Raw genomic sequence first — 24527 nt, forward strand, 5'->3', positions numbered from 1 at the left:
CCTCCTGTCTCCACTTCGCCTTATTCTTATGAAACTAAGGACAAGATCAGAACGAAACAGGGCAGCCAGAACACCTTCATTGTCATCCTCTAAAATTGTCATGTTATTATGTCAATTTACATCAATGCCACAATGGAAGCGATAGATCTGTATCCACTGCCGCGCGTTATAATCGCTTACGCAAAGGCTCCGTACAAAAATTATAGGAGGGAACATCATGAAGAAGTTTCATTTCTACTGGATGGATCGTCCCGGAGAGTATCACTGGGTTCAATATGGACAACAAATTCGTCCTGACACCAAGGATAATGCTAAAGCTTCAAACTTACCATTCGTACCTTTTTGGCGAAACAAACTATGAGACGTAGCATGGCGGGGAAAATCCCGAGTGATCAGAAATAAATCGCCTAGGAACATGCATATTAGGTTCCTAGGCGATCGGATTTCTTAAATATGTAACGTTACTGCATATTTCGGGTAATCTTATCCCGAATTTGCGCGTCAACTTCTCCTAGAGACTCTTGCATCAGGTTTAGATCACGTTCCGCAAGATTTTTGGGTAATTCCCCTGACGCTTTCATGCGGACTGCCAAAAACCGTTTCAACTCTTCATCAGGTAACGCTGCGGCCAATTTTAAATTGGTCAGGCATAAGTTCTTATATTGCTCATCATTGGCTTTTTCAGCCATTTCCTTAATTAAGTTGTGCAAAGCGGCCACTTGTTCAGATTCCGATAGCGGCATAAGTTGCTGAAATAACTGTCCCATTTTCGCTTCGCGTTCATTAGGACTTAATGACGCGATGGCAAGAATGTCCATGTCAGACATTACTATCCCTCCCATCTGTAAAACTCATTCACCCTTACTCGTACTATCGTACTGGATAAGGACATGCGTAAAGGGGCTCGTACATCGTGTGCCGAGTTTCCCACAAAATGATCCCGGACTGTTGTCGCCCAGTGTTCATATTGTAGAACGTATTACTTCTACTGTCTAACTTCCAGAAGACCTCGTAAATGCCTTGGGTGATCATCTAGGACCGTCTTCTTATTATCACGATGCCTTATTATTTTACTACTTTGTCCTTGACAGAGTCTGTCGAAAACAGAAAACCCGACCATGATGGCCGTTTAGTCAATTTAAGAAGCAGAGGTCACCAATGCCCATGCTTCTTGCGGGGAAAAAGTCTTCCCTAGATCACCCCGTAGAGCCCGCAAAGCCAGCCTTTCCTTCTCAATTTCCTGGCTTGTTCGAATTCCAAATCGGCGAATAACGGGTAATGGGGGGCACCATCCATCGAGCGCATGCGACAACAGAAATCCCCCCACAACCGCAGACAGGGCGAGCCACTTTTTATCCCGTCCCGATCCTAATAGTAAGCCGAGTAAGACGAAGGTCGACGATGTGACTTCAAGAACCCGTTCGGTATCCCATTCTTGGTCGAGTTCTTGCAACCGTTGTGTGATAGCCTGGGGACCCATCTCCGCCAAGTGAAACACTTTGGACTGGGTTTGGGCATCGATAGCTTGATTGACTTGGGGAATCGTATGCGATTGGACGCGTCCGGTGGTACTTGGTAAGCGTATAATAACCTGTTTTTCCACATCCTCTCCTCCTTGTCTCATAGTCTAAACAAGAAGTTTGAGAACATACCGGAAATCCGTTGTCACATCTGTGAAATGCTGGATGCGTGCAAAGTTTCGGGTTACCCGGTTACAATGATGACACCATGAAGAAAAGCGCTGCCAAAAATGACTTTGGCATCCGTCTCTTTGATCCAGAAGTCCCCCGAATCCTTGATTGATGCATTTCCGTCTAAGTACTGTATCAATCTGGGCCGTCACAATTATCACGGCGACTCACCTGGCCGAAGGGCCCACGATGAGTCGCCTGATCTTCATATTCTTTCATATCCTAAGGAACCATCTGAATGGTCCCAGCTACAGATCATCAACTGGCTAACTGTTTGAGGCCGTAACACGGAAACTCACTAAAATCTTAGGATTATGTGTGTCACTGTGCTATTCACGGTCATCTAAGGGAATAAAATTTCGGTGGCTCGGCCCCGTATACTCAGCCCGTGGACGAATAATGCGGTTATGCCGATATTGCTCTAAAATATGGGCAGTCCATCCGGCAATGCGGCTTACCGCAAAAACGGGTGTATATAACTCCGTCGGAATGCCCAAGGCCGCATAAACCGAACCGGAATAAAAATCAACATTAGGATATAACGGTTTTTTCGATTGGATGGTTTGCCGAATTGCCTCGAGCATTTGGTAATTCTTAATCGTTCCGGTTTGTTCTCCTAATTGGCGGGAAAATTGACGTAATATTGTGGCTCGCGGGTCCTCGGTTTTATAAACACGATGTCCAAATCCCATAATTTTCTTATGTTGCGCCAAAGCATTGTCAATCCAGGTATCGACGTGGTCAACCTCGCCAATTTCTTGCAACATCACCATGACTTCTTCATTAGCCCCACCGTGGAGAGGTCCCTTCAGGGCACCTATCGCCGAGGTTACGGCAGAATACAAATCGGACAGGGTGGCAGCGGTGACCCGGGCCGCAAATGTCGATGCATTTAATTCATGGTCAGCATGCAAAACCAAGGCTGTGTTAAAAACATGGGCAGGAAATTGCTCAGGTCGCTTTCCATGAAGCATGTATAAGAAATTTTCAGCTAAAGAGAGATGGGAATCGGGAGCAATCGGTACTCGTCCTTGGCGTCGACGTTCAAATGATGCGACCATAGTCGGAATTTGGGCAACAAGACGCATGGCCTTGCGTCGATTAGCCTCATACGAATTATCTCCGGCATCAGGATCATAAATACCGGCTAGACTAACGGCTGTACGAAGAGCATCCATCGGATTTGTTGAGGGCGGCACCGAGACGAGTAAATCATAGACCGGCTTGGCAAGCGGTCTCATCGATCGCAAGGTTGTCGTAAATTGATTCAATTGTTCTCGGGTAGGTAGATTTCCTTCCCACAGAAGATAGACGACTTCCTCAAATGTCGTCTGTTCTGCCAAATCACGAACGTCGTATCCGCGATAAACCAAACGTCCTTCTTTCCCGTCGATGAAACAAATTTCTGAGGTTCCCGCTACGACATCTTCTAGGCCTTCTTTAAATTGCACTTCCGACATGGGCATTGGCCTCCTTTTGTTAATAGCTCAAAAAGGTTTGCGTCTTATAAAAACTTGATCCCAGCAAGTAAATTGTAAGGCGGTATTGTCGGACGGGATCCCTCGTTCTAAAAACTCATCCAAACTCATAATCTTCTGTAAAAATTCCGCAGTGCATTCTACAATGAGGACGAAGTGGTTTTCACTTCCCAAACATGTTGCCCTTCAATTTGCATCCCTGTGGGGGGCAGCGAACCACGGCGCATATGTTTTGTCACCTGATCCAGTACAAAAGCCTTCATCACCGCAATTTGAGACGCGTCATCCATTGGACTCGGCGCTAACGGAACATCCACAACCCTTACGATATATTCATCCTTTTTATAGACACCCTCATAGACTTTCAGTGTCACGAGCCATACATCTTCCTGATGAGAAACCGATAAAACTTCTAAAGCCATCCTCTTGTCCCCTTTTGTGACAAATTTTCTACTTTTTCGTATTGTATCCGCTAGGACGCCGAATGGAAATCGTTTAATCCCCATGCCGTCCAAAAAATTCTTTGAATTTCCTGAGCCGCTTCATTTAAATCCAGATCCTGGTCACGGCGAATCCACACGCCAACAATCTCCGCCAGAGCTCCAACCCAACCATGGGCGCCAATCACGGCTTGCGGCCGCGGTACTCCACATTCGATGAGGTCGCTGACAATAAATTCACTGAAGGCTTCGCGAACTCTCCACATGCGTTCTTCAAAAAGCGGGTCCGCTCCAGCCCCTCGGACCAAAACCACTTGCGCCAATTCATAATCTCGTCGGAACACATCGACTGCGGCCTCTAGGGAACGTTTAAGTTTTTCGGATGGATTCTCAATTCCAGAACGCGCCAACATAATTTGCTCCATGACGTGGGTATATAATGTTTCCACGAGCGCCAGAAAGCAATCCTGTTTGCTGACAAAATACAGATAAAAAGTTCCTGTGGCACATTGTGCTTGATCGGCAATCATCCGAATGGTTGCTTGGTGATATCCATATTGGCTAAATATCGTTTGGGCTGCCTTAAGAATCTCCTCTTTACGGCCACCTTCATCCATGGCTCTTTTCCCTTTCCTCAGTCACAATTGCTATAATATAAATTAATACACGTTAGAGGAGCCGTCCATTGCTAAGGAATCGTATTCGACGTGTGCCCGTTACGGTCAGGGGCACGCATTATATTCACGAGTATCTTGTGTTACCAGATGTCTGTGCGGTTATTGCGGAAATTCCCGAAGGGGTTATTCTCGTTGAACAATTTCGGCCCGCCTTAGGGCGCAAAATTTTGGAGTTGCCCGCCGGTCGATTACGACGGGGTGAAGAACCTGTTCAAGGAGCCCGCCGGGAATTACAGGAGGAAACAGGATATCAGGCTGGCGATATGCGCTTGTTATCCCGTTTCTATCCTTCCGTGGGACTGTCACGACACAAAGTGCATCTTTATTACACGGTGAATCCTGTTCCCGGACCAACAAATTGGGATCCGACAGAAGAAATTGAAGTCAAAATTATTCCTGTTAATGAAGTGCCCAATTTATTGATCGAAGGAAGGGCCGCGGACGCCAAGACACATTTAGGCTTGGTGTATTTCCTCAATGCTCGAGGCTGGTTATTACAACGAGGACGATGGCGGCCGGTTCAAACATCCCAGGGTTCACCAGGATGAGGCATTTGCGCTGTCTTGAAACCGTAGAGGGGCGCGGGATTCGCAGAGGCTCATAAAGAATTTCCCCCATTCATGGACGGAGGAATGCGGCTTTTCGGTTCCCGGTCGGCCGCCGGCGGCCGATTTGACCCCACCCGCGGCACACCGTGCCGCGATCCCCGAAACCCGCAAAACCCTAAGAAAAACGGGCCGAGCTCTGGTAAAATTGAAGTACCAACCACAATTTTCCGAAAGGAGCTCTCCCGTATGGCTATCATACCACAACTTTCTCTCTTTTCGTGGCAAGATCTCGAAGAATTAGGCGACCTCGAACGCCTCGTGCTCGTCCTCGAGACGGTCCCGGATGAAACCCTCATGGCCCACCTGGAAGCCGCCCGTGGGCATGGGCGGAATGCGTACCCGGTCCGGGCGATGTGGAATTCGGTGTTGGCCGGGGTGGTTTTCCAACACCCCAGCATCGAGAGCCTTCGCCGAGAACTGGCCCGCAATGCGCAACTGCGCATGCTGTGCGGGTTCCGCAACGCGGCCGTCCCGCCCGCGTCGGCCTACACCCGATTTCTGCATCGTCTGATGGCCGAACAGGATACCGTGGACGGGATGTTTGAGCAGCTGGTGGATGACCTCGCCGCCGTGCTCCCGAATTTCGGTCAGCGCTTGGCCATGGACAGCAAGGGTATCTCGTCGCGGGCCGTGCGGCCCGCCAAAAACCCCACCGCCGATGGGCGCCGGGACGTCGATGCCGATTTTGGACGGAAGGAATACCGCGGTGTGCATGAGGACGGGACTACCTGGACCAAAGTGGTCAAGTGGTTCGGGTATAAGCTGCACCTGGTGGTGGATTCGACGTACGAATTGCCGGTGGCGTGGGAGGTGACGAAAGCGTCGGTGTCCGATGTGACCCGGGCGATGCCCATGTTGGATCATCTGCACCATCGCCACGGGGTGCTGCTGTCCCGTGCCGTCCTTTTAACGGCCGACCGGGGCTATGATGATACCAAATTGATCGCCGCCTGCTGGGATAGCTACCAGATTAAGCCGGTGATCGATATCCGGAATATGTGGCGGGACCCGGATGCCACGCGAGTGCTACCGGGCCATTCGACGGTGACCTACAATTATCGTGGCGACGTCTTTTGTCAGGATCCGGTCACGGGTCAGGTTCACACCATGAGTAACGGCGGATTCGAAGTCAGGCGCCAACGTCTCAAAAAGCGGTGCCCCGCCCGCTTTGCGGGCGTGTCCTGCCGGGGTCAAGACACCTGCCCCGTCGTCCAGGGCCTGCGCATTCCCTTACAGACCGATCGGCGGATTTTTACGCCCATGGACCGGGCCAGTTATCAATGGAAGCGCGAGTATGCCCATCGCACGGCGGTGGAACGGGTGAACAGTCGGTTGGATGTGTCGTTCGGGTTGGAACTCCATACCATTCGGGGGCTAAAGAAAATGCAACTCCGCTGCGGGTTGGCCCTCATCGTGATGTTGGCGATGGCGCTCGGGCGGATACGGCAACGGCAACCGGAGCGGATGCGCCGCCTCGTGGGGTCGTGAACCCCACCCCCATTCATCGAAATCCCGGAACGGCCCGTCGGGCCGCTGCTTCGGCGTCGATTCATCCTGTTCCGCCATAATTGAGGCCCATTCACCCTCTGGGATCTGCGTGACAAACGGCTGTGGAGTCGCCGCAGATTGACTGAAATCGGCTACAGCGGAAAAAACTCCAGGATAAAAAAATCTCCCCCAATTCTGTGTTTTGGGATAAAATATGAGGGTAAAAGTATTTTCACTTTTACCCTACCACAGTTGTGGGATGGATGTCGTCTAGAGAGGGATGGAGATAATGACTTGTGAACATTGCGGTAGTCTTCTAAGCCGTGACGAGTCAACCTGTCCACAATGCGGCTTCGAAGTTCCTAGTCCTGCCCCAATCAAAAAAAGTGCTAAAGTTGTTCCTTTTCGTCCACGTAAAAAACGTCGTCGTCCCTCTCCGCCCAAAGGACGTTATGCAGGAGGACCGGTGTTTTGGTGGATTGTGGCCATTATCGCGATTAGTCTTCTATTGCCGTATATTATTCCAATGCATCCTTAACGCGTCAGTTTCGTATGTTTAACTTACTTCGTCAGCCCATTTTGTTCCATCATGGCTCGCGATATGATGCATACCTTGCTTCATGGTGTGAATTTCTACCACTCCACCCCAGAGTCTATGTGCAATAGCTTTCAATGCAAAAGGTAACTCATAAAAATCTAAGTCTCTCCCATCATAATGGTGCTGGATACGTAGAGGGCCTAGAGGCTTAGACTCTTCTGCGATCACGGTTAGAAGGGGAATGCCCGCATGTTCCACGTCTTGAATGAGTTGGGCACGAATATGAGCAGGATCAGCGTGGGGCGTATTGCCATTGGGATCACTTTCCCGGTAAATGTCTAAATGACAGGTCTGGATCACTTCGTCGTCTAACGCTAAACGAATCAATCCAGCATCATCTAACATATTGCGGGCTTCAAAGACCGCACCTAATCCCTTCTTCGCGTAAAGATGATTATATAATTGGGATCCCAACGCATACGGATTTAATTGAGGTGCCTTTGTCGCCAAAAGCTTGCTATTAAGTTCTGCCACCTCCCACGCTACTTTTGGTGAGAGCGTAATTTGACGCATTAAGCGAGTATGCCAAAAGGTGGCATAACCTTCATTGCTAATTTTGGACAGACGCTGCGGCCAAAAATATTTCGATTCCTCCCGGATCATCAAGAGGATTTCGCGTTCCCAGTCTTGGAGATGTGCACTATGCAACGCAATATACCCTAACACATCGCTGGCTTCTTTCCCAGGCCCTCTCGCCATCAGAAGAGACGTTCCGACATGGTCCGCCACCACCATAGCAGCATCCAATAAGGACTCAACCGCCTCGTTCCCATAAATACGGCGGTACTGCCCTATTTGTCTCGCATGACGCGACGCTTTATGCAAGATATCATGAGGGGTCCTAGCGAATAGCCGCGAATGAGAAAAATAATCAACATGGGCAAAGACATGTGCCAAAATCAATAACGTTTGCGCGTCCGTGTTGAGACGATCGATAAAGGCATAGAAGGGACGAGTATTAATAACGAGCTCATAAATCTGGGATAATCTATAGTCATAGGCCGTTTTTAATCGTCCGTAATTCTTTCCAAAACTCCAGTGCGCGTAGCGAATTGGCAGTCCATGATACGATGCTAAAGCATGAATATCTTCTGCATCTACTAATTCGAAATGGACGTGATCACACTCTAACCCGGACAGCTGTGCGATGGGCAAAACTTGATCGATTAAGCTTTCAAGCTTGGAGGGTGTGAGCATTCTTCTTTTCCCCATCCTTTCCGAAATAATATTCCAACGCGCGAAACACATCTTCTTTGCGGCGCAAAAGTATCGCTCCAATTCCCTGGCGTTCTTGGAATGATTGGAATAAGGGTGAGGGATTCCGATCCGTGTCGTGGATTTCACCGTAACCAAAAAGATTGGTGCGACGTGCCAATTCCATACCAATTTCTACGGCCAACGCGTTATCGGAAGTCAAATTACCCCCATCTGTAAAATGAAAAGCATAACTATTAAACTGTTCGGCGGGATACCGCTGTTCTAAAATATCGAGACCAAGTCGGTACACTGACGATGACACGGTTCCGCCCGACGATCCCCGGTGAAAAAACGTTTCTTCATCCACTTCCCTGGCCCGGACGTCATGCGCTAAAAATACGAGCTCGACATGCGGATAATTTCTCCGGAGAAATTCGACTGTCCAAAAAAAGAAACTTTTAGCTAAATATTTTTCGAAGGTTCCCATCGATCCTGAGGTGTCCATCATGGCCAACACCACGGCGCCCCCTTCATCAGCAGGCAACGCCTCATAGCGCCAATACCTTACATCAGTAGGCTGAATGTCAAGACGTTCTTGATGTTCTTTAACGTGGCGCTTCATGGCTTCACGCAATGTTGCCCTTCTCACCCACCGACTTTTTAATCCCACTTTGTCCCATGATTCCGGTTGCAATTCCCGGCCATCGCCTAAAGACCGTTTTAAGGGATCTAAGTCAGGAAGAGCCAGCCGCTCAAAGACAATATCTGCCGCTTCTTCTAGCGTGACCGCGGTATCTTCCACATCGGCCCCGTTTTCTGTTCCACCCTCTTTGCCCGTTCCCATGGAATTTTTGTGCTCACCATGATTCCCCGTTGCGTTATCATCTGTCTGTCCCACAGTTTCCACATGGTGCCAGTCGAAGCTAATTCGAAATTCTTTCAGTTCCGGCAACGGAACATTGATCACGCGGCGACCGTCGGCGATGGTGATGTGCTCATCGGACACCATATCGGCCAAATTAGCCTTAACGGCTTCTTTCACTTTCTGATCGTGGCGCCACTGGTCCTGATAAATGCCATGATATCGCCACTGTTCTCCATTGCCGATGCTGTATGAAGGGAGTTTCATCGATTTAATAGGCCTCCCACATGGTGAATGGCCTTGGTTGCGCACCGTGGACAAAACCCGTGATGGGCCACAAGATTCTGTGCCGCTTGTTCAATGCGCTGTAAGGTTTTCGGATCAGGATTTAATGATTGAGTCGTGATTTTCACCATATCACGGAGATCATCAAACAATTTCTGTTCCAAGGCTTGGCGAAGATGGGGATAGTCGTGATATGAACCAAGACTCGACCGCCCTCGTGAAGATTTGACTCGGGCATAAATTTCTTCCCGGAAGGCTGGCGCCTGGGTCTCTGTGATTGCCAACCGTTCTTCGATTGCTCGCAGAAGTTGTTCATCCCCTTGAGTGTCTTCTACAAAGCGAATCACATGATCGAGGTAATTGCGATACAGTCTTTCAAGTTCGTCACTCCAATCTTCTGCGAAGGCTTGAAGAACCAGCTTTTCAATGTGCTGATCATAGAGAGTCTTGACGGTCTGCGTCCACTCCTGCACATCTGTCCGCAAACCCCGGTCTCCAAAAGGAGAATTGTCCAATCCAGACCGAATCGCATCTAACACGTCAAGGGCATCGACACATTCACGATCAGGATCGGAAAATAAGGATGACAACCGATTTATCAAATATCTCGGATCGAGGCCAGTCATGCCTTCTCCCATCTGGCGGCCTTCGTCCTGTGCCATCTTGCGTTCATGGTCGTTATCCTCGGACTGATAGAGAAGCAATTTGCTTAGCCGATCCCGGCCCGGCTTAGGCAATTCCTTAATTCGAGACAATATCGCTACCTCAGCGGCTGCTTGTAATGCTCCAGGCCCTTTATGAATTTCTGGCACCTCATAAGGAGCTAACAATTTTTGATAAATTCGTACCTCTTCCGAGACATTAAGATTGTAAGGAACTGGTATAACAAACATCCGTGATAACAACGCTTCATTTCGCGGATTTTGCATAAACGTGCGAAATTCATGTTCGTTGGTATGGCCTATGATCACTTCATCCGCCGAAATGAGTTGGAAGCGCGTCGTTTTCATGTTGCCTTCTTGACTCAAAGAGAGTAATTGGTACAGAAATTTTTCATCGAGTTTCAGCATCTCCTGAAATTCTACCAACCCGCGGTTAGCGATGTTCAGTTCCCCATCAAAACGAAACGCCCGTGGATCAGACTCTGAGCCGTAATGCGCTAACCCTTGAAAGTCCACGGCTCCGGTCAAATCGGCAATATCTTGTGATTTCGGATCGGACGGGGCATAAGTACCAACCCCAATCCGTTTGTATTCGGAGAGAATAACCCGTTCGACCGGGACTTGCCCTATCCGTCCTTGATAAGTATTGGCCAAATGCCACTGACAAACCGGACACAATTCGCCCTCGATTTTGACCCCTAAATCTCGTTCCCATTCTGAACGCATTGGAGCGGGAATCAAGTGCAGCGGTTCTTCATGCATGGGACAACCCTTAATACCAAACAATTGTCCTTCCGGCAAGGATGTGAAGGCTTCCAAACCCCGTTTGAGTAAGGTAACCAGTGTCGACTTGCCCCCACTGATAGGGCCAACGAGCAAGAGAATGCGCTTTTTGACCTCGAATCCGCGCGCAGCGGGTCGCAGATAGTCTTCCACCAAAGTGGTCACGGCCTCTTCGATCCCAAATAGTGAATCTGTAAAGAATGGATATTTACGCCCATCTGTACCGGTTTTGCCCCGGCTCATCACCATGCGCCATAGCCGGTGATGAGCCGTTTCGGCAACCGTGGGCATGGCACGGACAATGTCAAGATATTGACTAAACGTTCCCGACCACTCTGGTTCCACGAAATAAGCATTGCTTTTTGGCTCGTCTCCCCGTTCCGATAACATGGGCACTTCCTCCTCAATCAGTCTTTGTTTTAGTTTCTCCATTAACGCCCACATTATCCGTTTCTTGGAAATTTTCTTGGCGACACGACCAAACAACACGGCTGTGTTCAGAAGACAACACTCGGAACACCTGCAAATAGGTTCCCGACCTCTAAAATGTGACTTGAGGCGTTTAATTTCTATCCATGCCCGTTCGCCATGTTTTAATTCCATGTTTCGCTATGAGCTAAAACACACCGCATCACACCCATTTTCCGGAGGCAAGAAATCTTGGCTGATCATCTTTTCCCATCAGATCTCCGTAATACAGTGGGTCCATATTTCCTTATGAAGTTTTGGAGTCAGGCAGCGGAAAAGCGAGTCGTAGTGCTATTGCATACAGGGGGATGCCATGCTAGTTTACAATTAGGGAATGTTTCATGCTGGGTATGAAAGTTCATGGAAGCAAGCAGTACCAATTTTGCCTTCATATACGTTAATAACCTGTTCATGGTGGAAGAATCAACGCTTGCATGCAACGCATTCACCGTTAAGTGCAATGCCCGTCATAGACGGTGCGAGATTCTCCTCACCGTGAAATGACATATTCTCCAGACGCAATGCCTAGCTCGTAGCAGTCTTCTCGAATGGGGCGTTCGTGAAAGAGGATTGAGAAAGGTGGGCATAACGAATCTTTATGACACCCGATAATACTTCGCTTGACACCTTCCGTCTTCAACAACACCGGTACTTTCTGCTTATAGCTTTTGAAGAGGCAGAAAAGTCCCTCCTAGCGGGCACCTTCCCTATTGGTGCCATAATTGTAGACGATGACGGACAGGTCGTTGGCCGCGGACATAACCAGGTTTTTAGTGCCGAGGACAGTACCGCACACGCCGAAATGGAAGCCCTGCGCGATGCGCGGCCTTTGCGGGTCGATGCGGCAAAAAAACGCTACCTGCCGCGAAGCCATACTCTTTATACCACGGCAGAACCCTGCCTCATGTGTGCTGGTGCCATAATCATGTCAAACATCCGCCAGGTTGTCTGGGCGGCCAATGACCCCGCAAACGGCGCTATCCGATTGTTCAAAACCTTGTCATGGCCAGACACCGCTCATCATATTCTCCACAAAGTGCAGCGCCTAGAAGTCATCGCAAGTCCCTTTGCCGATCTATCGGCGCGTCAGATCGAATTGATGAAAACATGGAATGCGAGCCGGGGACGGCCGGGTGACGTATGGACTATGAAATCGGAACCCTGGCGCCCATCATGATGCAAACCCTTAACGCGTCAAGAAATGGATGTTAATTCATTTACGATGCTATGGAAATCTCCTTTCTTAAAGCCAGATTTCTTAAGACGAAATGCGAATTCTTCGCGGCCCTTATTCGTTAACCCAGCTCGACAGTCCTGCCAATTAGTCACAATCACACAATGACGAGACATCAGCGGAACCATCTATTGCGCTTAATATATAAAAGCAAGGCCACGGTAACTAAGAACATCACGATGAGAGAATACCAATAACCGTAATGCCAATGAATTTCCGGAATCCAGAAGTTCATCCCATAAATGGAGGCGATCGTGGTCGCTGGCAGAGCGAGAACTGAAATGATGGTGAGGAATTTCATCACCTTATTAATCTCATTAGATTGCATTCCGGAGAATGCCTCCACCATTCCTTCTAGTCCGTCCCGATATGCTTCGACATCGGTTAAAATCTCTTCGATCTGACTATACAAATCTTCAAAATAGGGACGATTATCCCGTTTTATGTAGGGAATATGCTCTTTGAGTAAGGCAAATATTTTAATTTCGGGACGAATGACCTTATATAACCAATAGGTCTTTTTACGCAAATCAACAATTTTAAGGGCAAGATTTTTGGTTGGTTCGCGCAACAATTCCACATGCAGTCGTTCAAAATCTTGGCCAATTTGACGGGTGGCTTGGTAAAAATGGCGTAAATGATTATATAGCAAGTAATACAAGGCAAAATCGAGCCCTTGTTCTAACATATTTTCCTTCATGGCCTTATTCCATGTTGTGTCAATCAGCCCATTATCTCCATGAAAATGGGTTGTGACTAAAAAGCGTTGACCAAAAAATAAGCCAATAGGGCGCCGCGTTTTGTCTGCCACATTCGCCGTAGGATCAGAAATCACTGCCACTATGGCATCCTCTTCAATCAAAAAACCCGAAGGTCGTTCGTGACCCCGCAAAACCTTTTCGATGGCTACAGGATGAGCATGGTATAATCGGCTCACAATATCTTGCAGTTCGTCTTTTTCCTCACGACCCAAATCTACCCAAAGAACGGTTTCATCCTCGGGCCACGTGTGTTTTTCTACGGTTTTTTCGTCAATCATGGCCAAATATTTTGGCACGCCCGTCTTCCTCCTTTCATGACTTCCCTAACTCCTGGCGGCGATATGCGATCGCGCTTGGTATTTTCAGTGTCCCTCACACAAAAGCATGTATGCCAAAACTGCAAATGATCCACAATACTACCGACTAAAGCCAGACGTCACAACGGGTACACACGGTTCCAAGACGTGTGCGCCACGGCGAGACCCCAAGTCTTGATAGTAGGAGGATGTTATGTCAGGAAGTTCAGCACCCATTGATTGGACACCCATGATTGTGGGATTTGTGGCCGGTTTGCTGTCCCGGCTCATATCTCTAAAAAGTGGCAGCACCCATTATCCGGGATACCCATCGGGATATGTTTCGCAAGTTGCGCTCGCTATCATTGCGGCGATGATTGGTTCCAGTGTGCTTACCTCACTTATTGGCAAAGAATTTACGGCCGCAACATTTTTAACATTAGCCGCGACACAATTCCGGGATGTTCGAAACACCGAGCGCAAAACCCTTGAGCAGGAAGAAAAACTGATTCTCGTATCCCGAGGACCAGGCTATATCGAAGGGATTGCTATCACTTATGAAGCGAGAAATTACCTAGCCATGCTGGTTGCTCTCTTAACCTCTGCGATTACCCAACTCGGCGGGCTAGTCTTGGGCATAATCGGCGGCATCGTGATTCTCATCATTTCGGAAATCTTCATGTCCGGCAAACACATTGGGGACGTGGTCGATGTTCAACCGGCCAAAATCACCTTTGACAAAGGTTCTTTGCTTTATGCGGGCGACGTGATGATGATGGAAGTCGGTTTACCCCATTCTCGGGAGCGCTACGAAAAAGAAGGACTGGCTGTCGTGCTGACCCCGAAGAATGAACGGGGACAAGCCGCCCTGTGGAATATTTCGCAGCGTCAAGCGATTGCCTACGAAGCTGCGGCAGCCGTTGGCGTTCAAAAAGACGTTGGTTATCCCGAACAAACACCATTATGCCGGATGGAAATGCCCGCAGGCACTGGCAAAGCTGGCTTATCCATTTTACCTGTTGACCGCGATATCAACAAATTAATTCGGGCGATCAAACGCACCCCAGTCTTGGAGTCCAGCAAATGGAGTCGTATGACCAGTCCCGTATTAAATCGAAAGGAGATGTAAACCTTGGCTGATGCCCCGACGCCTGTCATGTTTGCTATTGTGACCACCAAAAAGGATTCTGTTACGGGTGGCATGGCCCCAATTTTCATCGCGGAAGATGATCAAGAGCGCGAGAGAATTGCGATGTGGCTTACGCGCATTACCAATGCCATTGTGCATGACTTGCATAATGGAACACTTATCTTGACGGTGAACCAGGCCACCTAGTAGCATCCGTGGCAAATTTTTGATACCATCTAATGGCATAATGGTATCAGGAGGCTATATTCTTTATGGATCTTTATGAGGGACTCATCAGTCGGCGTACGATTCACCGGTTTCGCACGGACCCTGTCCCCGATGATATTATCCGCCTGATGCTAAGTGCCGCGATTCAGGCTCCGAATCACCATTTGACTCAACCATGGCGTTTTGTCGTCATCCGGGGCCAGAGTTTACAGGAACTAGCTAATTACCGGTATGAAGTGGCATTGGACAAAGCGCAAAGACAAAATCGCCCCCACGCAGAACGCATCGCGGAACAAGCACGCACGGAATTCGCGATGCTCAGCGTGGTCGTTGCCGTTATCCAAGTCTTAGCAGATGATCCGTATCGCCAACAAGAAGATTATGCAGCGGTGAGCTGTGCCACATATGCCATGATGCTCGCAGCGTGGAGTCAGGGCGTAGGCACTTATTGGGGTACAGGCGCCATCACCCGCTACCCGCCGGTGCTAAAGCTCTGCCAAGTGGCCGACAATGAACGGATCGTCGCATTGGTTCGTGTTGGGTATCCTAAAGAGATTCCTCATGTGCCCAGGATGGCGGCGGAAGACAAAACTTTGTGGTTAACGTAATGGCTAAGAGGTAGGCCTTTTGACCTCTTAGAAAGGAGGGATTTATGCCGAGCCGCATCTATACGCGAAATGGTGATGGGGGCATCACGCGTTTGAGTACCGGTCAAAAAATTGAAAAGCACTCGCAAAGAGTCAATGCCTATGGCACTCTTTACGAGCTTAACGCATTTATCGGCCAAGCTCGCGCCTATTTGTCAGAGTCTCGACCCTCCCCAGTTCCGGACGAATGGACTCATTTAGAGGCATTTCTTCACGACCTGCAACATCGTTTGTTTATGGTCGGCCGAGACTTATCGACGACATTTGATGACGAAGGACAAGCGAGTACACCGCCCGCTTTAACCAAACAGTTGGAGCAATTAGCCGATACGCTGCGAAACCATACACCCCCATGGAAACCCTTTACGATTCCAGAAGGGAGTTTAGCGGCAACGAGCCTGTATATCGCAACAACCGTGTGCCGACGCGCTGAGCGGGAAATTTGGGCTCTCAACAAGCTAGAGAAAGTGCCCCATGCTGTTTTAACGTTTATGAACCGACTTTCCGATGTTCTATTCGCGGCGGCCCGCTACGTGAATGCACAATTAGGCATCCACGAAGAGGCCACCGGCATGCCCCAAACATATTAAGACAAGATATCACGCATCATCTTGCACAGTGGGCAGGATATTGTGTGATATCTTGTTTGCCTGGCAGGGGCTGATGCCTCGCTTTCTACCACAGCATCCTAAAGAGACTCCTCCCGGAATTTTTTAGTCATAACTCATCATCAGAACCTTTTTGCCAAATGCGCACGGATAATCCTCGCAGGCCTTTTGCTGTGGGTTCGCCGAAGCAGTCCGTTACGCATCTTGAAACAACGTAAAACATAAAATTCGGTGCCATGGTAAATCCTTAGGGCAATATCGCCGAATCAAAGGAGCTGGAACCTATTAAATTTCTCAGTCTCCCCAAAATTGTGACACCCTTAATGCTCATCATAACCACCTGGCTTCTTGTACGCTTTGCCAACGGTCAGTGGTTTCCAGATCCCAGTGTGCTCACAACACTCGTACTCGTCGGACTAGGAATCGGCATTACCGGAACCGTAATTGATGGAATCCTCCTATACCGTACGGTCATATTTGAGCGGTTTTTAATATGGGTGACGGTCACTTTTATGGGACTTTATCTTGTCCTTCTCGTACTACCACAATCTGGGCTCTCAACGGTTATCATGGCCGCTATATCCCTGTTAACGGCCCTTATCGAACTGCTTGTCTCTTCCGGGCACTAATGTCACACCTCAAACAACGGTAATTTAGCTCGGCCCAGTACCAAACTAAGCCATAGCGCCGCCAATCCCAGCCATGCTAGACCTAAATACGGCTCTGTGACATGCAATATTAATAAGATGCCTAGAGTCACCGAGTACCATGGAATGACTTTTCCGGCCCAGAAATGAAAACAATGAGTTTCTTTGGCTGCCATAATCGCACTCCCAGCCAGGGACAAAGCCCATCCTCCTAACGGCCACAACGGCCAGAGCACCAACCCCAAAATCACTAAGGAGCGGACAACCCAACGCCATTGCTTGAGCCACACTAAAAACGTCCATCCCGCAACGATTAAACTTGCACTAATCCATCCCTGCATCCAAAACTGCAGTGAATGCGAATGGATAAGACTCGCAATCGCTTCGCCAAGTAGGCCCAACACCAACATGACTAAGGCAAGCCGGTAAATCTTGTCTCGTTTGGCGGGATAAGGAGGCATCGTAATTCCCGGCGGCGGGGTTAAATGTTGAACCAATTCTTCTCGCGACATTTTACTCATATGTTCCATCCCTCTTTCTGTTCTACACGTCTCCCACAGGCAATAACGTTTGGTAACTGCCGGATCGCATCTAAACTGTGCCACGTTGCCTTCATCGGCATGGTCTCAAACTTCCACGCCCGCCCTTTTTCATTTCCTATAATAACAGGACATGAACCTGGATACTTTTGCGCAATATCCGATAAGGCTCTTTGCCACCATCTTACATCGACGGCACCCGTAATACGCACATAAATTGGCCCATTGGCTACAGGCCACCCAAGACCAAAACTTTTTATGGCGTCTACCCTAAGCCCCTTCTCGGCCTTATCCGTGGAAAACAATTCTAATTGTGACGAGCGTACAACATGGCCGGGTAACTCGGCTAAACACCCGGCTTCTTGTAACAGATCTGCCACCCGTCCGCCAACCCGCCGAGATATCCGCTGATACGCTTCTTGTTGGGATGAATAGGCGCCTCCTTCTTCACGTTCTTTCCGGATCTGTTCGGCGATTGCGACATTCAGTCCCCGAACAACCGACAATCCCGCATAGATTTCCTCTCCGCCAATCACGTGAAATTCTTCGCCACTATAACGAATGTCCGGGGGGCGTATGACTATGCCCTGACTCACCGCCGCGATCATTTCGTGTATTAAGCGATCGGGACTTAGAGTACTCAGTTCGGCGGCCCAAAAGTGCAAGGGAAAATGCGCCTTAAGAAACGCTATATAATAACTCAACATCCCATAAGCTGCGGCATGGGACTTATTAAACCCATAATCGGCAAAGGCTGTGATGCGTTCCCAAAGACTTTGTATTTCTTCCCTTTTCCATCCCAAGCGTAATGCACGGGTCATGAAGTCAGATGCCATGTTAGCAAGGATTTGATGATCCTTTTTACTAATAGCTCGTCGAAATAAGTCTGCCTCCGCTAACGAATAACCCCCAACACGTTGCACCAAGGTCATTAATTGTTCTTGATAAATCATGACTCCGAAAGTATCTTGACACACACTTCCTAGAACATCATCCGGAATGGGCTGTTGCCCCTGACGCCGCTCTAAATAGGTTTGAATCGTCTCCATGGGACCTGGGCGGTATAATGCGACGACATCGATAATGTCTTCCGCGCGTTGCGGTTTCATACGTTGCAACAGCTGCCGTACACCTTTGCCATCCAACTGAAATATGGCATCGGTATCCCCACGGCCCAAGAGTCTTAGGGTGCGTTCGTCGTGTCGATCGACCTGGTCAAACATGTCCTCATGATCACGATGGACCCGGTCAATAACACTCAGGGTTCGCAGTCCTAAAAGATCTAGTTTCAACAGCCCTAAATGTTCAACGGATGTCATATCCATTTGCGTAACGAGTTGGCCATCAGGGTCTTTGACACAAGGGATAAACTCTCCTAAGGGCCGATTGGATAAGACCACTCCTGCAGCATGGACGGAAGCATGACGGGGCAGTCCTTCCAATAAGCGACTTAGTGTCCACCACTGCCCGCTAGAATCTATCCGGTCCATTAAGGTCCGTAATTCGGCTCCCCCATCATCTATGCGCAAAGCAGCTATCCCCTGCACATAACGTAAAACCTCATCAACCTGAGTACCCGAAATCCCTAGAACACGGGCCACGTCCCGTAAAACCGCACGCACTCCTAGTGTCCCGTAAGTTCCAATTTGGGCCACATGATCTTCGCCCCATCGTTGGCGTAAATAAGCTATTAATTGGTAGCGTTTTTGAGAATCGACATCCAAATCAATGTCCGGAAGATTCTTACGGTACGGATTGAGAAATCGCTCAAAAATTAAATGATGCTGCAAAGGGTCGATGCGGGTAATTCCAAGCACGCGAGCAACCAAACTCCCCGCGGCTGAGCCGCGACCTGGACCAATGGCAATATGGTGCTGAGCCGCGAAGTCTACCAAATCCTGCACGATCAAAAAATACGAAGCATATCCCATGTCGGTAATAATCTGCAATTCATGTTGTAGGCGTTCTTGATAATGGGAAAATGGCTCCGGATGCCATGCTTTTAGGCCGGCTCGAGCTTTTTGCCATAATATTTCTTCATCATCTTTCGCGGATGAACTGAAAGAGGGCATATAAAATCCCCTCCGGGGCAACACGTCAGGTGCTGGGTCTTGAAAGAGACGCGAGCGCCACTGGGTGGGATAGGATTGCAACAGCTGTTCAGGACTTTGAATACTGCTCGCAAACCCCGAAGGTTTATGATTACCAAGTCGCGTTAACACCTGGTACGCTTGGGCCGCACCCGGATGACGATTAAACCGAACGGGGCATAGAGGAATCCACAATAAATCGTGAGAGGGCATGTTGGGCACAAGCTCCTCCACAATCACACCAAAGGGAAGGGACCGAATCAAGGGCAAAACGGGTTCCCAATCTGAGCGTGTCTCATGCCACAACAATAAGAGAAGATGGGGCGATGCCACCTGTTCAATGTCGGCAACCCTATCATCTTGGGTCATGCCACAAAGTTCTTGCCATCCTGTCTCATCTAACGCATACAAAGACACCAGGCACGATGCGGTAGATATTTGCACGTGCCGGCTTATTCCTAACCACGGCTGAATATGCCGAAGCCGGGCCTCCCGATCGAAATGCTCAGATGCCGCTAACGAAAGATAATCGGCCAGACCCGCCGATTCATACCCTAAAGTATGGAGTTCGGAAAGTCCGACCGATATATCCCAGGTTGATTGTAATAATGAATAAGCTGACCAAATGTTAAGCAACGGAAAGGACAGCATGAGATATCCTTACCTTCCGGGCCTTACAGTTTTTGAATCTTTTCTCGCTTACGCAAAGTCTTATCTAATGTCGCTTTCCGCAACCGAATAGATTTTGGCGTAATCTCCACCAGTTCATCAGACTTGACATATTCTAACGCTAAATCCAGGGTTAAAGGTCGTGGTGGGGTTAATCGCACCGCTTCATCCGATGTGGAGCTCCGCATATTCGTCACGTGTTTCTTCTTACACACGTTTAGTTCCAGATCGGTTGGGCGACTATTTTCACCCACAACCATTCCTGCATAGACGGGAGTACCAGGTCCCACAAAAAGTATTCCACGTTGTTGCGCGTTATCTAAAGCGTAGGACGTCGTTACCCCGTCTTCGATCGCGATTAAAGCCCCTCGAGGCGTTTCTTCAATTGGTCCCGAATAAGGCTGATAGCCTTCGAACAAGTGATTCATGATACCATATCCGCGGGTCTGGTTGACAAACGCGGTCCGAAATCCTAGCAATCCTCGAGCGGGAATTAAAAATTCCAACCGCGTCTGATTGGGACCGGCCTGTCCCATATGCAGCATTTCGGCCTTACGCGGCCCCAATAGTTCCATCACCGGTCCAACATATTCGTCCGGGACATCGAGGTAGAGATGCTCGACAGGTTCCATCAGTCCCTCCGGCGTTTTGTGCATAATGACCTCCGGCTTGGACACTTCCATTTCGTAGCCTTCCCGTCGCATTTGCTCTAATAAAATTCCTAGATGCAGTTCGCCGCGGCCAGATACTCGGAACACTTCGGCATCTTCGGTTTCTTCCACTTTTAAGGCCACATTCCGTTCTTGCTCTCGTAATAGCCGTTCCCGTAAGTGACGTGAGGTAACAAATTGCCCCTCTTGACCCGCAAAAGGACTCGTATTGACACCAATTAAAATGGTCAATGTCGGTTCATCGACGACAATGGGCGGTAATGGCATGGGATTGTCTGCATCGGTAATGGTTTCCCCAATGTTTACATCGGGCAACCCAGCTAATGTGACAATATCCCCTACCGTAGCAGTCTCTAACTCCACGCGTTTTAAACCGATGCGACCAAAAATTTTGCTTAAGCGAGCTCGGCGGACCGCTCCGTCATGATCAACAATCCCTACCGTTTGATTGACAGCGACACGACCTTGCGTGACGCGTCCAATCGCCATACGTCCCAAGTAGTCATCGTGTTCTAGTGTCGTCACCAGAATTTGCAGAGGTGCTGTCTCATCTCCTACAGGAAAGGGAATTTCCCGCAGAATCGTCTCAAACAACGGTTCTAAAGAGCCGCTTTCTGGCAACACAGGCTCGACCGAAGCAACCCCTTGTTTAGCTGACGCATACAACACAGGGAATTCAAGTTGGTCATCAGATGCTTCCAAGTCAATGAAGAGTTCTAATACCTGGTCAACAACCTCATGAGGACGTGCACCTTCCCGGTCCATTTTATTCAGCACAACGATAGGCTTAATCCCCGCACTTAACGCTTTTTGAAGAACATACCGGGTTTGTGGCATGGGACCTTCATTGGCATCGACAACCAAGAGCGCTCCATCGACCATACTTAAAATGCGTTCGACTTCCCCGCCAAAGTCGGCATGCCCCGGTGTATCTACAATGTTTATTGTGGTATCGTGGTATCGGATGGCGGTCGTCTTTGACAAAATGGTAATACCCCGTTCCCGCTCCAAATCATTGGAATCCAGAACCCGATCAGTCATTTGACTAGGATCCCGAAAAATACCACTTTGCCGTAACATGGCATCCACCAATGTGGTTTTACCATGGTCAACATGTGCAATAATTGCTATATTTCGTATATCGCGCCGTTCCAACTTAAAAGCCCTCCTGAATAAACAAACTCCCCGTTATTCCTTACAACCTGTTCACAATTTCGCGAAATCGTTGGCCGCGCTCTTCAAAGTTTTGAAACATATCATAGCTAGCCGCTGCCGGTGACAACAATACCGTGTCACCAGCTTTCGCCACTTGACGGGCTGCGTCCACAGCCTGTTCAAATGTATCAACACGCATAACGGGTATTGTACTATACCGCGCTATGGCTTGGGCAAGCTTTTCACGAACTTGCCCTAGAACGATGACATGATGCACCGAACTGTGGGCAATAGCTTGACCCAACTCATCGTAATCCAGATGCTTGTCATATCCTCCAGCTATCAAAACGATCGGGTCCGTAATAGCCCGCAATGCTGCCATTGTCCGGTCCGGAGCCGTGGCGATGGAGTCGTTAATATATAAGATGTTATCATGTTTACGCACTTTTTCCAAACGATGCGGCACACCATGAAAACGCTCGATAGCCTGTCTCATCGCATGCATATTGCCCCCCGCCATTTTGACAATGGCGGCCGCAGCCAAAACGTTGAGAACGTTATGAGTTCCTGGCAGCTGAATGCTGTTGACAGGAAAACAGGGCGTAAGGGCATGAGAAAAGTCCCTAAACATGATCCAGTCTTGCGCGATAAAAGTTCCGGGTTGGCCGTGATCCTCCAGCGAAAAATATAAAACATGTCCTTTAGGCACGGCTTCCATCATGTCCAAAAAGGTCGGGGGATAGGGCAACACTAACCAGTCGTCCGGACTTTGGAATTGGAAAATATGAGATTTGGCTTGAGCATAGGCACTCATGGAGCCATGAATATCTAAATGATTGGGCGAGAGATTGAGAATAGCCGCCCCGTGTGGACTGTGTTCCACCAATTCCAATTGAAAGCTAGAGAGTTCCATAACCACCCAACTGTCGGGTCTAATTTGACTAAAATCATCCCATAATGAGTGACCAATATTTCCGCCCACAAATACTGGATGTGTGCCATCTTCACGGAGGGCTTCCCCCACTAACGTCGTGGTTGTGGTCTTGCCTGCTGATCCGGTAATTCCCATGATGGGGGCCGGACAGTGCTGAAAGAACACGTCCGTTTCACAAGAAATTTTGGTTCCTTGCTTACTCATTTGTTCAATGGGTCGGAGATTTTTGACCATCCCTGGGGTTAAATAAACCGTATCAAGATGAGGAACCCGAGACAAATCGGTAAGGTAATGTTCTCCACCGAAAACTGAAATATTTTCCAATCCCATCTGCGCTAAGGACTCGCGAATGGATGCTTGGGGCCTCTTATCAGCCACTATGACCTCCATTCCTTGAGCGCGGAGAAAAGGGACCAGGGGCCGATTATTAACCCCTAGTCCAACAATAGCCACTTTTTTTGCTGACTCATTCTGCTGACTCCAACAATTGTTCCATCCGGTCTAATCCCGTCTCAATACGTTCCATAGACGTCGCATAGGACATGCGGAAATAATCAGGCATTCCAAATCCTGATCCCGGCACCACGGCCACGTTGGCCTGTTCTAGCCAGGCAAGAGCCAAATCATCAGCATCGCGAATCACTCGGCCTCCAACCTGGCGTCCTTTCCATGCGGCCATATTCACCCAGACGTAAAATGCTCCCTGAGGAGTCGAAGCAGCCAAACCTTCCATCGCATTGAGCCGTGCCACGATATAACGCCGCCGCCGATCAAATTCGCGCCGCATGGCATCTACCTCATCCTGTGGACCCGTCAAGGCTTCAAGGGCAGCATATTGAGAAATGGTTGAGGGATTGGAGGTCGATTGAGACTGCAAACTCGCCATGGCTTTAATTAAATGTTTGGGGCCTGCAGCGTACCCAATACGCCATCCAGTCATCGCATAAGATTTGGAGACCCCGTTAATAATAAGTGTGCGTTCCCGCATTTCTGGAAAGCGGGCAATGGATGCATGCACCGTGTCATCATAAACCAATCGATTGTAAATTTCATCCGAGATCACCCATAAATCATGCGCCACGGCAAACTGCGCAATCTCTTCAAGAACTGAGGGGCGGATGACTACACCACTGGGGTTGCTCGGTGAATTAAGCATCAACCCTCTAGAGGCATGAGTTACAACTTTCTCTAAATCTTCGACACGTAATTCACCATCATGGTCTGGCGCAATCGGGACATATTGGACAACGCCCTCAGCCAATGTAATTTGTTCCGGATACGTCACCCAATAGGGAACGGGTAATAAGACCCCGTCACCGGGATTCACCAAGGCCATTACGGCATTATACAGTGAGTGCTTAGCTCCGACTGACACTAATATTTCGTCTGGTTCGTAATGTAAACCGGTATCTAAATGAATCCGTTCGGCAATGGCTTTTTTAAGGGCCTCAATGCCGCCAACCGCCGTATATCGAGTATGCCCGTGATTTATAGCCTGAATAGCAGCTTCGCGAATATTTTCGGGAGTATCAAAATCCGGCTCTCCCGCCCCGAAATTGACCACATCATTCCCCTGGGCAATTAACGCTTTGGCTTTAGAATCAATGGCCATGGTGGGTGACGGTTTTAATTGGGCAACTCTGTTTGCTAGGGACAACGTCTTTACCATAGGGGCCTCCTTG

At 48.9% G+C, this 24527-nt stretch carries 23 protein-coding genes; 9 read left to right on the forward strand and 14 right to left on the reverse strand.

The window, feature by feature from the left end:
• The first annotated feature begins 217 nt into the window (after positions 1-217).
• The gene (locus B8987_RS19765) at positions 218-361 is read left to right on the forward strand and encodes a hypothetical protein (protein ID WP_020374638.1); all 144 of its coding nucleotides are present in this window, start codon (positions 218-220) and stop codon (positions 359-361) included.
• Between the two features lie 100 nt (positions 362-461).
• Here B8987_RS19765 and B8987_RS17445 read toward each other — a convergent pair whose 3' ends face one another.
• The 5 genes from B8987_RS17445 to B8987_RS17465 form a co-directional block, all read right to left on the reverse strand.
• Complete coding sequence (locus B8987_RS17445; protein WP_028962310.1) at positions 462-827, reverse strand: hypothetical protein; 366 nt, start codon at positions 825-827, stop codon at positions 462-464.
• Between the two features lie 311 nt (positions 828-1138).
• Positions 1139-1603 (reverse strand): DUF2892 domain-containing protein, encoded by a 465-nt coding sequence (locus tag B8987_RS17450; protein ID WP_084661816.1) that lies wholly within the window; start codon positions 1601-1603, stop codon positions 1139-1141.
• A 417-nt stretch (positions 1604-2020) separates the two neighbouring features.
• On the reverse strand, positions 2021-3151 hold the full coding sequence (locus B8987_RS17455; protein WP_028962312.1) for a citrate synthase: 1131 nt from the start codon (positions 3149-3151) through the stop codon (positions 2021-2023).
• Positions 3152-3309: 158 nt separating this feature from the next.
• Complete coding sequence (locus tag B8987_RS17460) at positions 3310-3591, reverse strand: hypothetical protein (RefSeq protein WP_028962313.1); 282 nt, start codon at positions 3589-3591, stop codon at positions 3310-3312.
• Between the two features lie 50 nt (positions 3592-3641).
• A complete protein-coding gene (locus B8987_RS17465; protein ID WP_084661817.1) occupies positions 3642-4226 on the reverse strand; it encodes a TetR/AcrR family transcriptional regulator in 585 nt (194 codons plus the stop codon).
• A gap of 68 nt (positions 4227-4294) precedes the next feature.
• Here B8987_RS17465 and B8987_RS17470 point away from each other — a divergent pair, with 68 nt between their 5' ends.
• Entirely contained in the window at positions 4295-4834 is a 540-nt protein-coding gene (locus B8987_RS17470) for an NUDIX hydrolase (protein ID WP_028962315.1), read from the forward strand.
• Between the two features lie 246 nt (positions 4835-5080).
• Entirely contained in the window at positions 5081-6382 is a 1302-nt protein-coding gene (locus B8987_RS17480; RefSeq protein WP_084660898.1) for a transposase, read from the forward strand.
• 556 nt (positions 6383-6938) lie between these two features.
• Here B8987_RS17480 and B8987_RS17485 read toward each other — a convergent pair.
• The 3 genes from B8987_RS17485 to B8987_RS17495 are packed head-to-tail and all read right to left on the reverse strand — an operon-like array spanning position 6939 to position 11159.
• Positions 6939-8177 carry a SpoVR family protein gene (locus B8987_RS17485; RefSeq protein WP_028962316.1) on the reverse strand — a complete coding sequence of 413 codons (1239 nt, stop codon included), beginning with the start codon at positions 8175-8177 and terminating at the stop codon, positions 6939-6941.
• Entirely contained in the window at positions 8155-9306 is a 1152-nt protein-coding gene (locus B8987_RS17490) for a DUF444 family protein (RefSeq protein ID WP_084661818.1), read from the reverse strand. Before B8987_RS17490 ends, B8987_RS17485 begins: the two co-directional genes overlap by 23 nt.
• Positions 9303-11159: a protein PrkA gene (locus tag B8987_RS17495; protein ID WP_028962318.1), complete on the reverse strand. Its 1857-nt coding sequence runs from the start codon at positions 11157-11159 to the stop codon at positions 9303-9305. Before B8987_RS17495 ends, B8987_RS17490 begins: the two co-directional genes overlap by 4 nt.
• Positions 11160-11835: 676 nt before the next feature.
• Here B8987_RS17495 and B8987_RS17500 point away from each other — a divergent pair.
• Positions 11836-12414 carry a nucleoside deaminase gene (locus B8987_RS17500; protein ID WP_084661819.1) on the forward strand — a complete coding sequence of 193 codons (579 nt, stop codon included), beginning with the start codon at positions 11836-11838 and terminating at the stop codon, positions 12412-12414.
• A 172-nt stretch (positions 12415-12586) separates the two neighbouring features.
• Here B8987_RS17500 and B8987_RS17505 read toward each other — a convergent pair whose 3' ends face one another.
• Entirely contained in the window at positions 12587-13528 is a 942-nt protein-coding gene (locus B8987_RS17505) for a magnesium transporter CorA family protein (RefSeq protein ID WP_084661820.1), read from the reverse strand.
• Positions 13529-13742: 214 nt separating this feature from the next.
• On the opposite strand from B8987_RS17505, the gene B8987_RS17510 reads away from it, so the two are divergent.
• The 5 genes from B8987_RS17510 (at position 13743) to B8987_RS17530 (ending at position 16769) form a co-directional block, all read left to right on the forward strand.
• Complete coding sequence (locus tag B8987_RS17510) at positions 13743-14657, forward strand: YIEGIA domain-containing protein (RefSeq protein WP_028962320.1); 915 nt, start codon at positions 13743-13745, stop codon at positions 14655-14657.
• Between the two features lie 3 nt (positions 14658-14660).
• The gene (locus tag B8987_RS17515; protein ID WP_020374624.1) at positions 14661-14864 is read left to right on the forward strand and encodes a capping complex subunit for YIEGIA; all 204 of its coding nucleotides are present in this window, start codon (positions 14661-14663) and stop codon (positions 14862-14864) included.
• A gap of 65 nt (positions 14865-14929) precedes the next feature.
• Complete coding sequence (locus tag B8987_RS17520) at positions 14930-15493, forward strand: nitroreductase family protein (RefSeq protein WP_084661821.1); 564 nt, start codon at positions 14930-14932, stop codon at positions 15491-15493.
• Positions 15494-15537: 44 nt separating this feature from the next.
• Entirely contained in the window at positions 15538-16122 is a 585-nt protein-coding gene (locus tag B8987_RS17525) for a cob(I)yrinic acid a,c-diamide adenosyltransferase (RefSeq protein WP_020374622.1), read from the forward strand.
• Between the two features lie 341 nt (positions 16123-16463).
• A complete protein-coding gene (locus B8987_RS17530; protein ID WP_084661823.1) occupies positions 16464-16769 on the forward strand; it encodes a hypothetical protein in 306 nt (101 codons plus the stop codon).
• Positions 16770-16771: 2 nt separating this feature from the next.
• On the opposite strand, the gene B8987_RS17535 is transcribed toward B8987_RS17530, so the two are convergent.
• From B8987_RS17535 to B8987_RS17555, 5 genes are read right to left on the reverse strand one after another with little or no spacing between them, the layout of a single operon-like run.
• Positions 16772-17308 carry a hypothetical protein gene (locus B8987_RS17535; protein ID WP_028962322.1) on the reverse strand — a complete coding sequence of 179 codons (537 nt, stop codon included), beginning with the start codon at positions 17306-17308 and terminating at the stop codon, positions 16772-16774.
• Positions 17305-20067 (reverse strand): DNA polymerase III subunit alpha, encoded by a 2763-nt coding sequence (gene dnaE / locus B8987_RS17540; protein ID WP_084661825.1) that lies wholly within the window; start codon positions 20065-20067, stop codon positions 17305-17307. The genes B8987_RS17535 and dnaE overlap by 4 nt, the downstream gene beginning before the upstream one ends.
• Before the next feature lie 23 nt (positions 20068-20090).
• Positions 20091-21911: a translational GTPase TypA gene (typA, locus tag B8987_RS17545; RefSeq protein WP_028962324.1), complete on the reverse strand. Its 1821-nt coding sequence runs from the start codon at positions 21909-21911 to the stop codon at positions 20091-20093.
• 40 nt (positions 21912-21951) lie between these two features.
• Positions 21952-23298 (reverse strand): UDP-N-acetylmuramoyl-L-alanine--D-glutamate ligase, encoded by a 1347-nt coding sequence (gene murD, locus B8987_RS17550; protein WP_084661827.1) that lies wholly within the window; start codon positions 23296-23298, stop codon positions 21952-21954.
• A 13-nt stretch (positions 23299-23311) separates the two neighbouring features.
• Positions 23312-24514, reverse strand: coding sequence for a pyridoxal phosphate-dependent aminotransferase (locus tag B8987_RS17555; protein ID WP_084661829.1), 1203 nt, complete (start codon positions 24512-24514; stop codon positions 23312-23314).
• Between the last annotated feature and the right edge of the window lie 13 nt (positions 24515-24527).

Source organism: Sulfobacillus thermosulfidooxidans DSM 9293 (assembly GCF_900176145.1).
GTDB classification, from domain to species: Bacteria; Bacillota; Sulfobacillia; order Sulfobacillales; family Sulfobacillaceae; genus Sulfobacillus; species Sulfobacillus thermosulfidooxidans.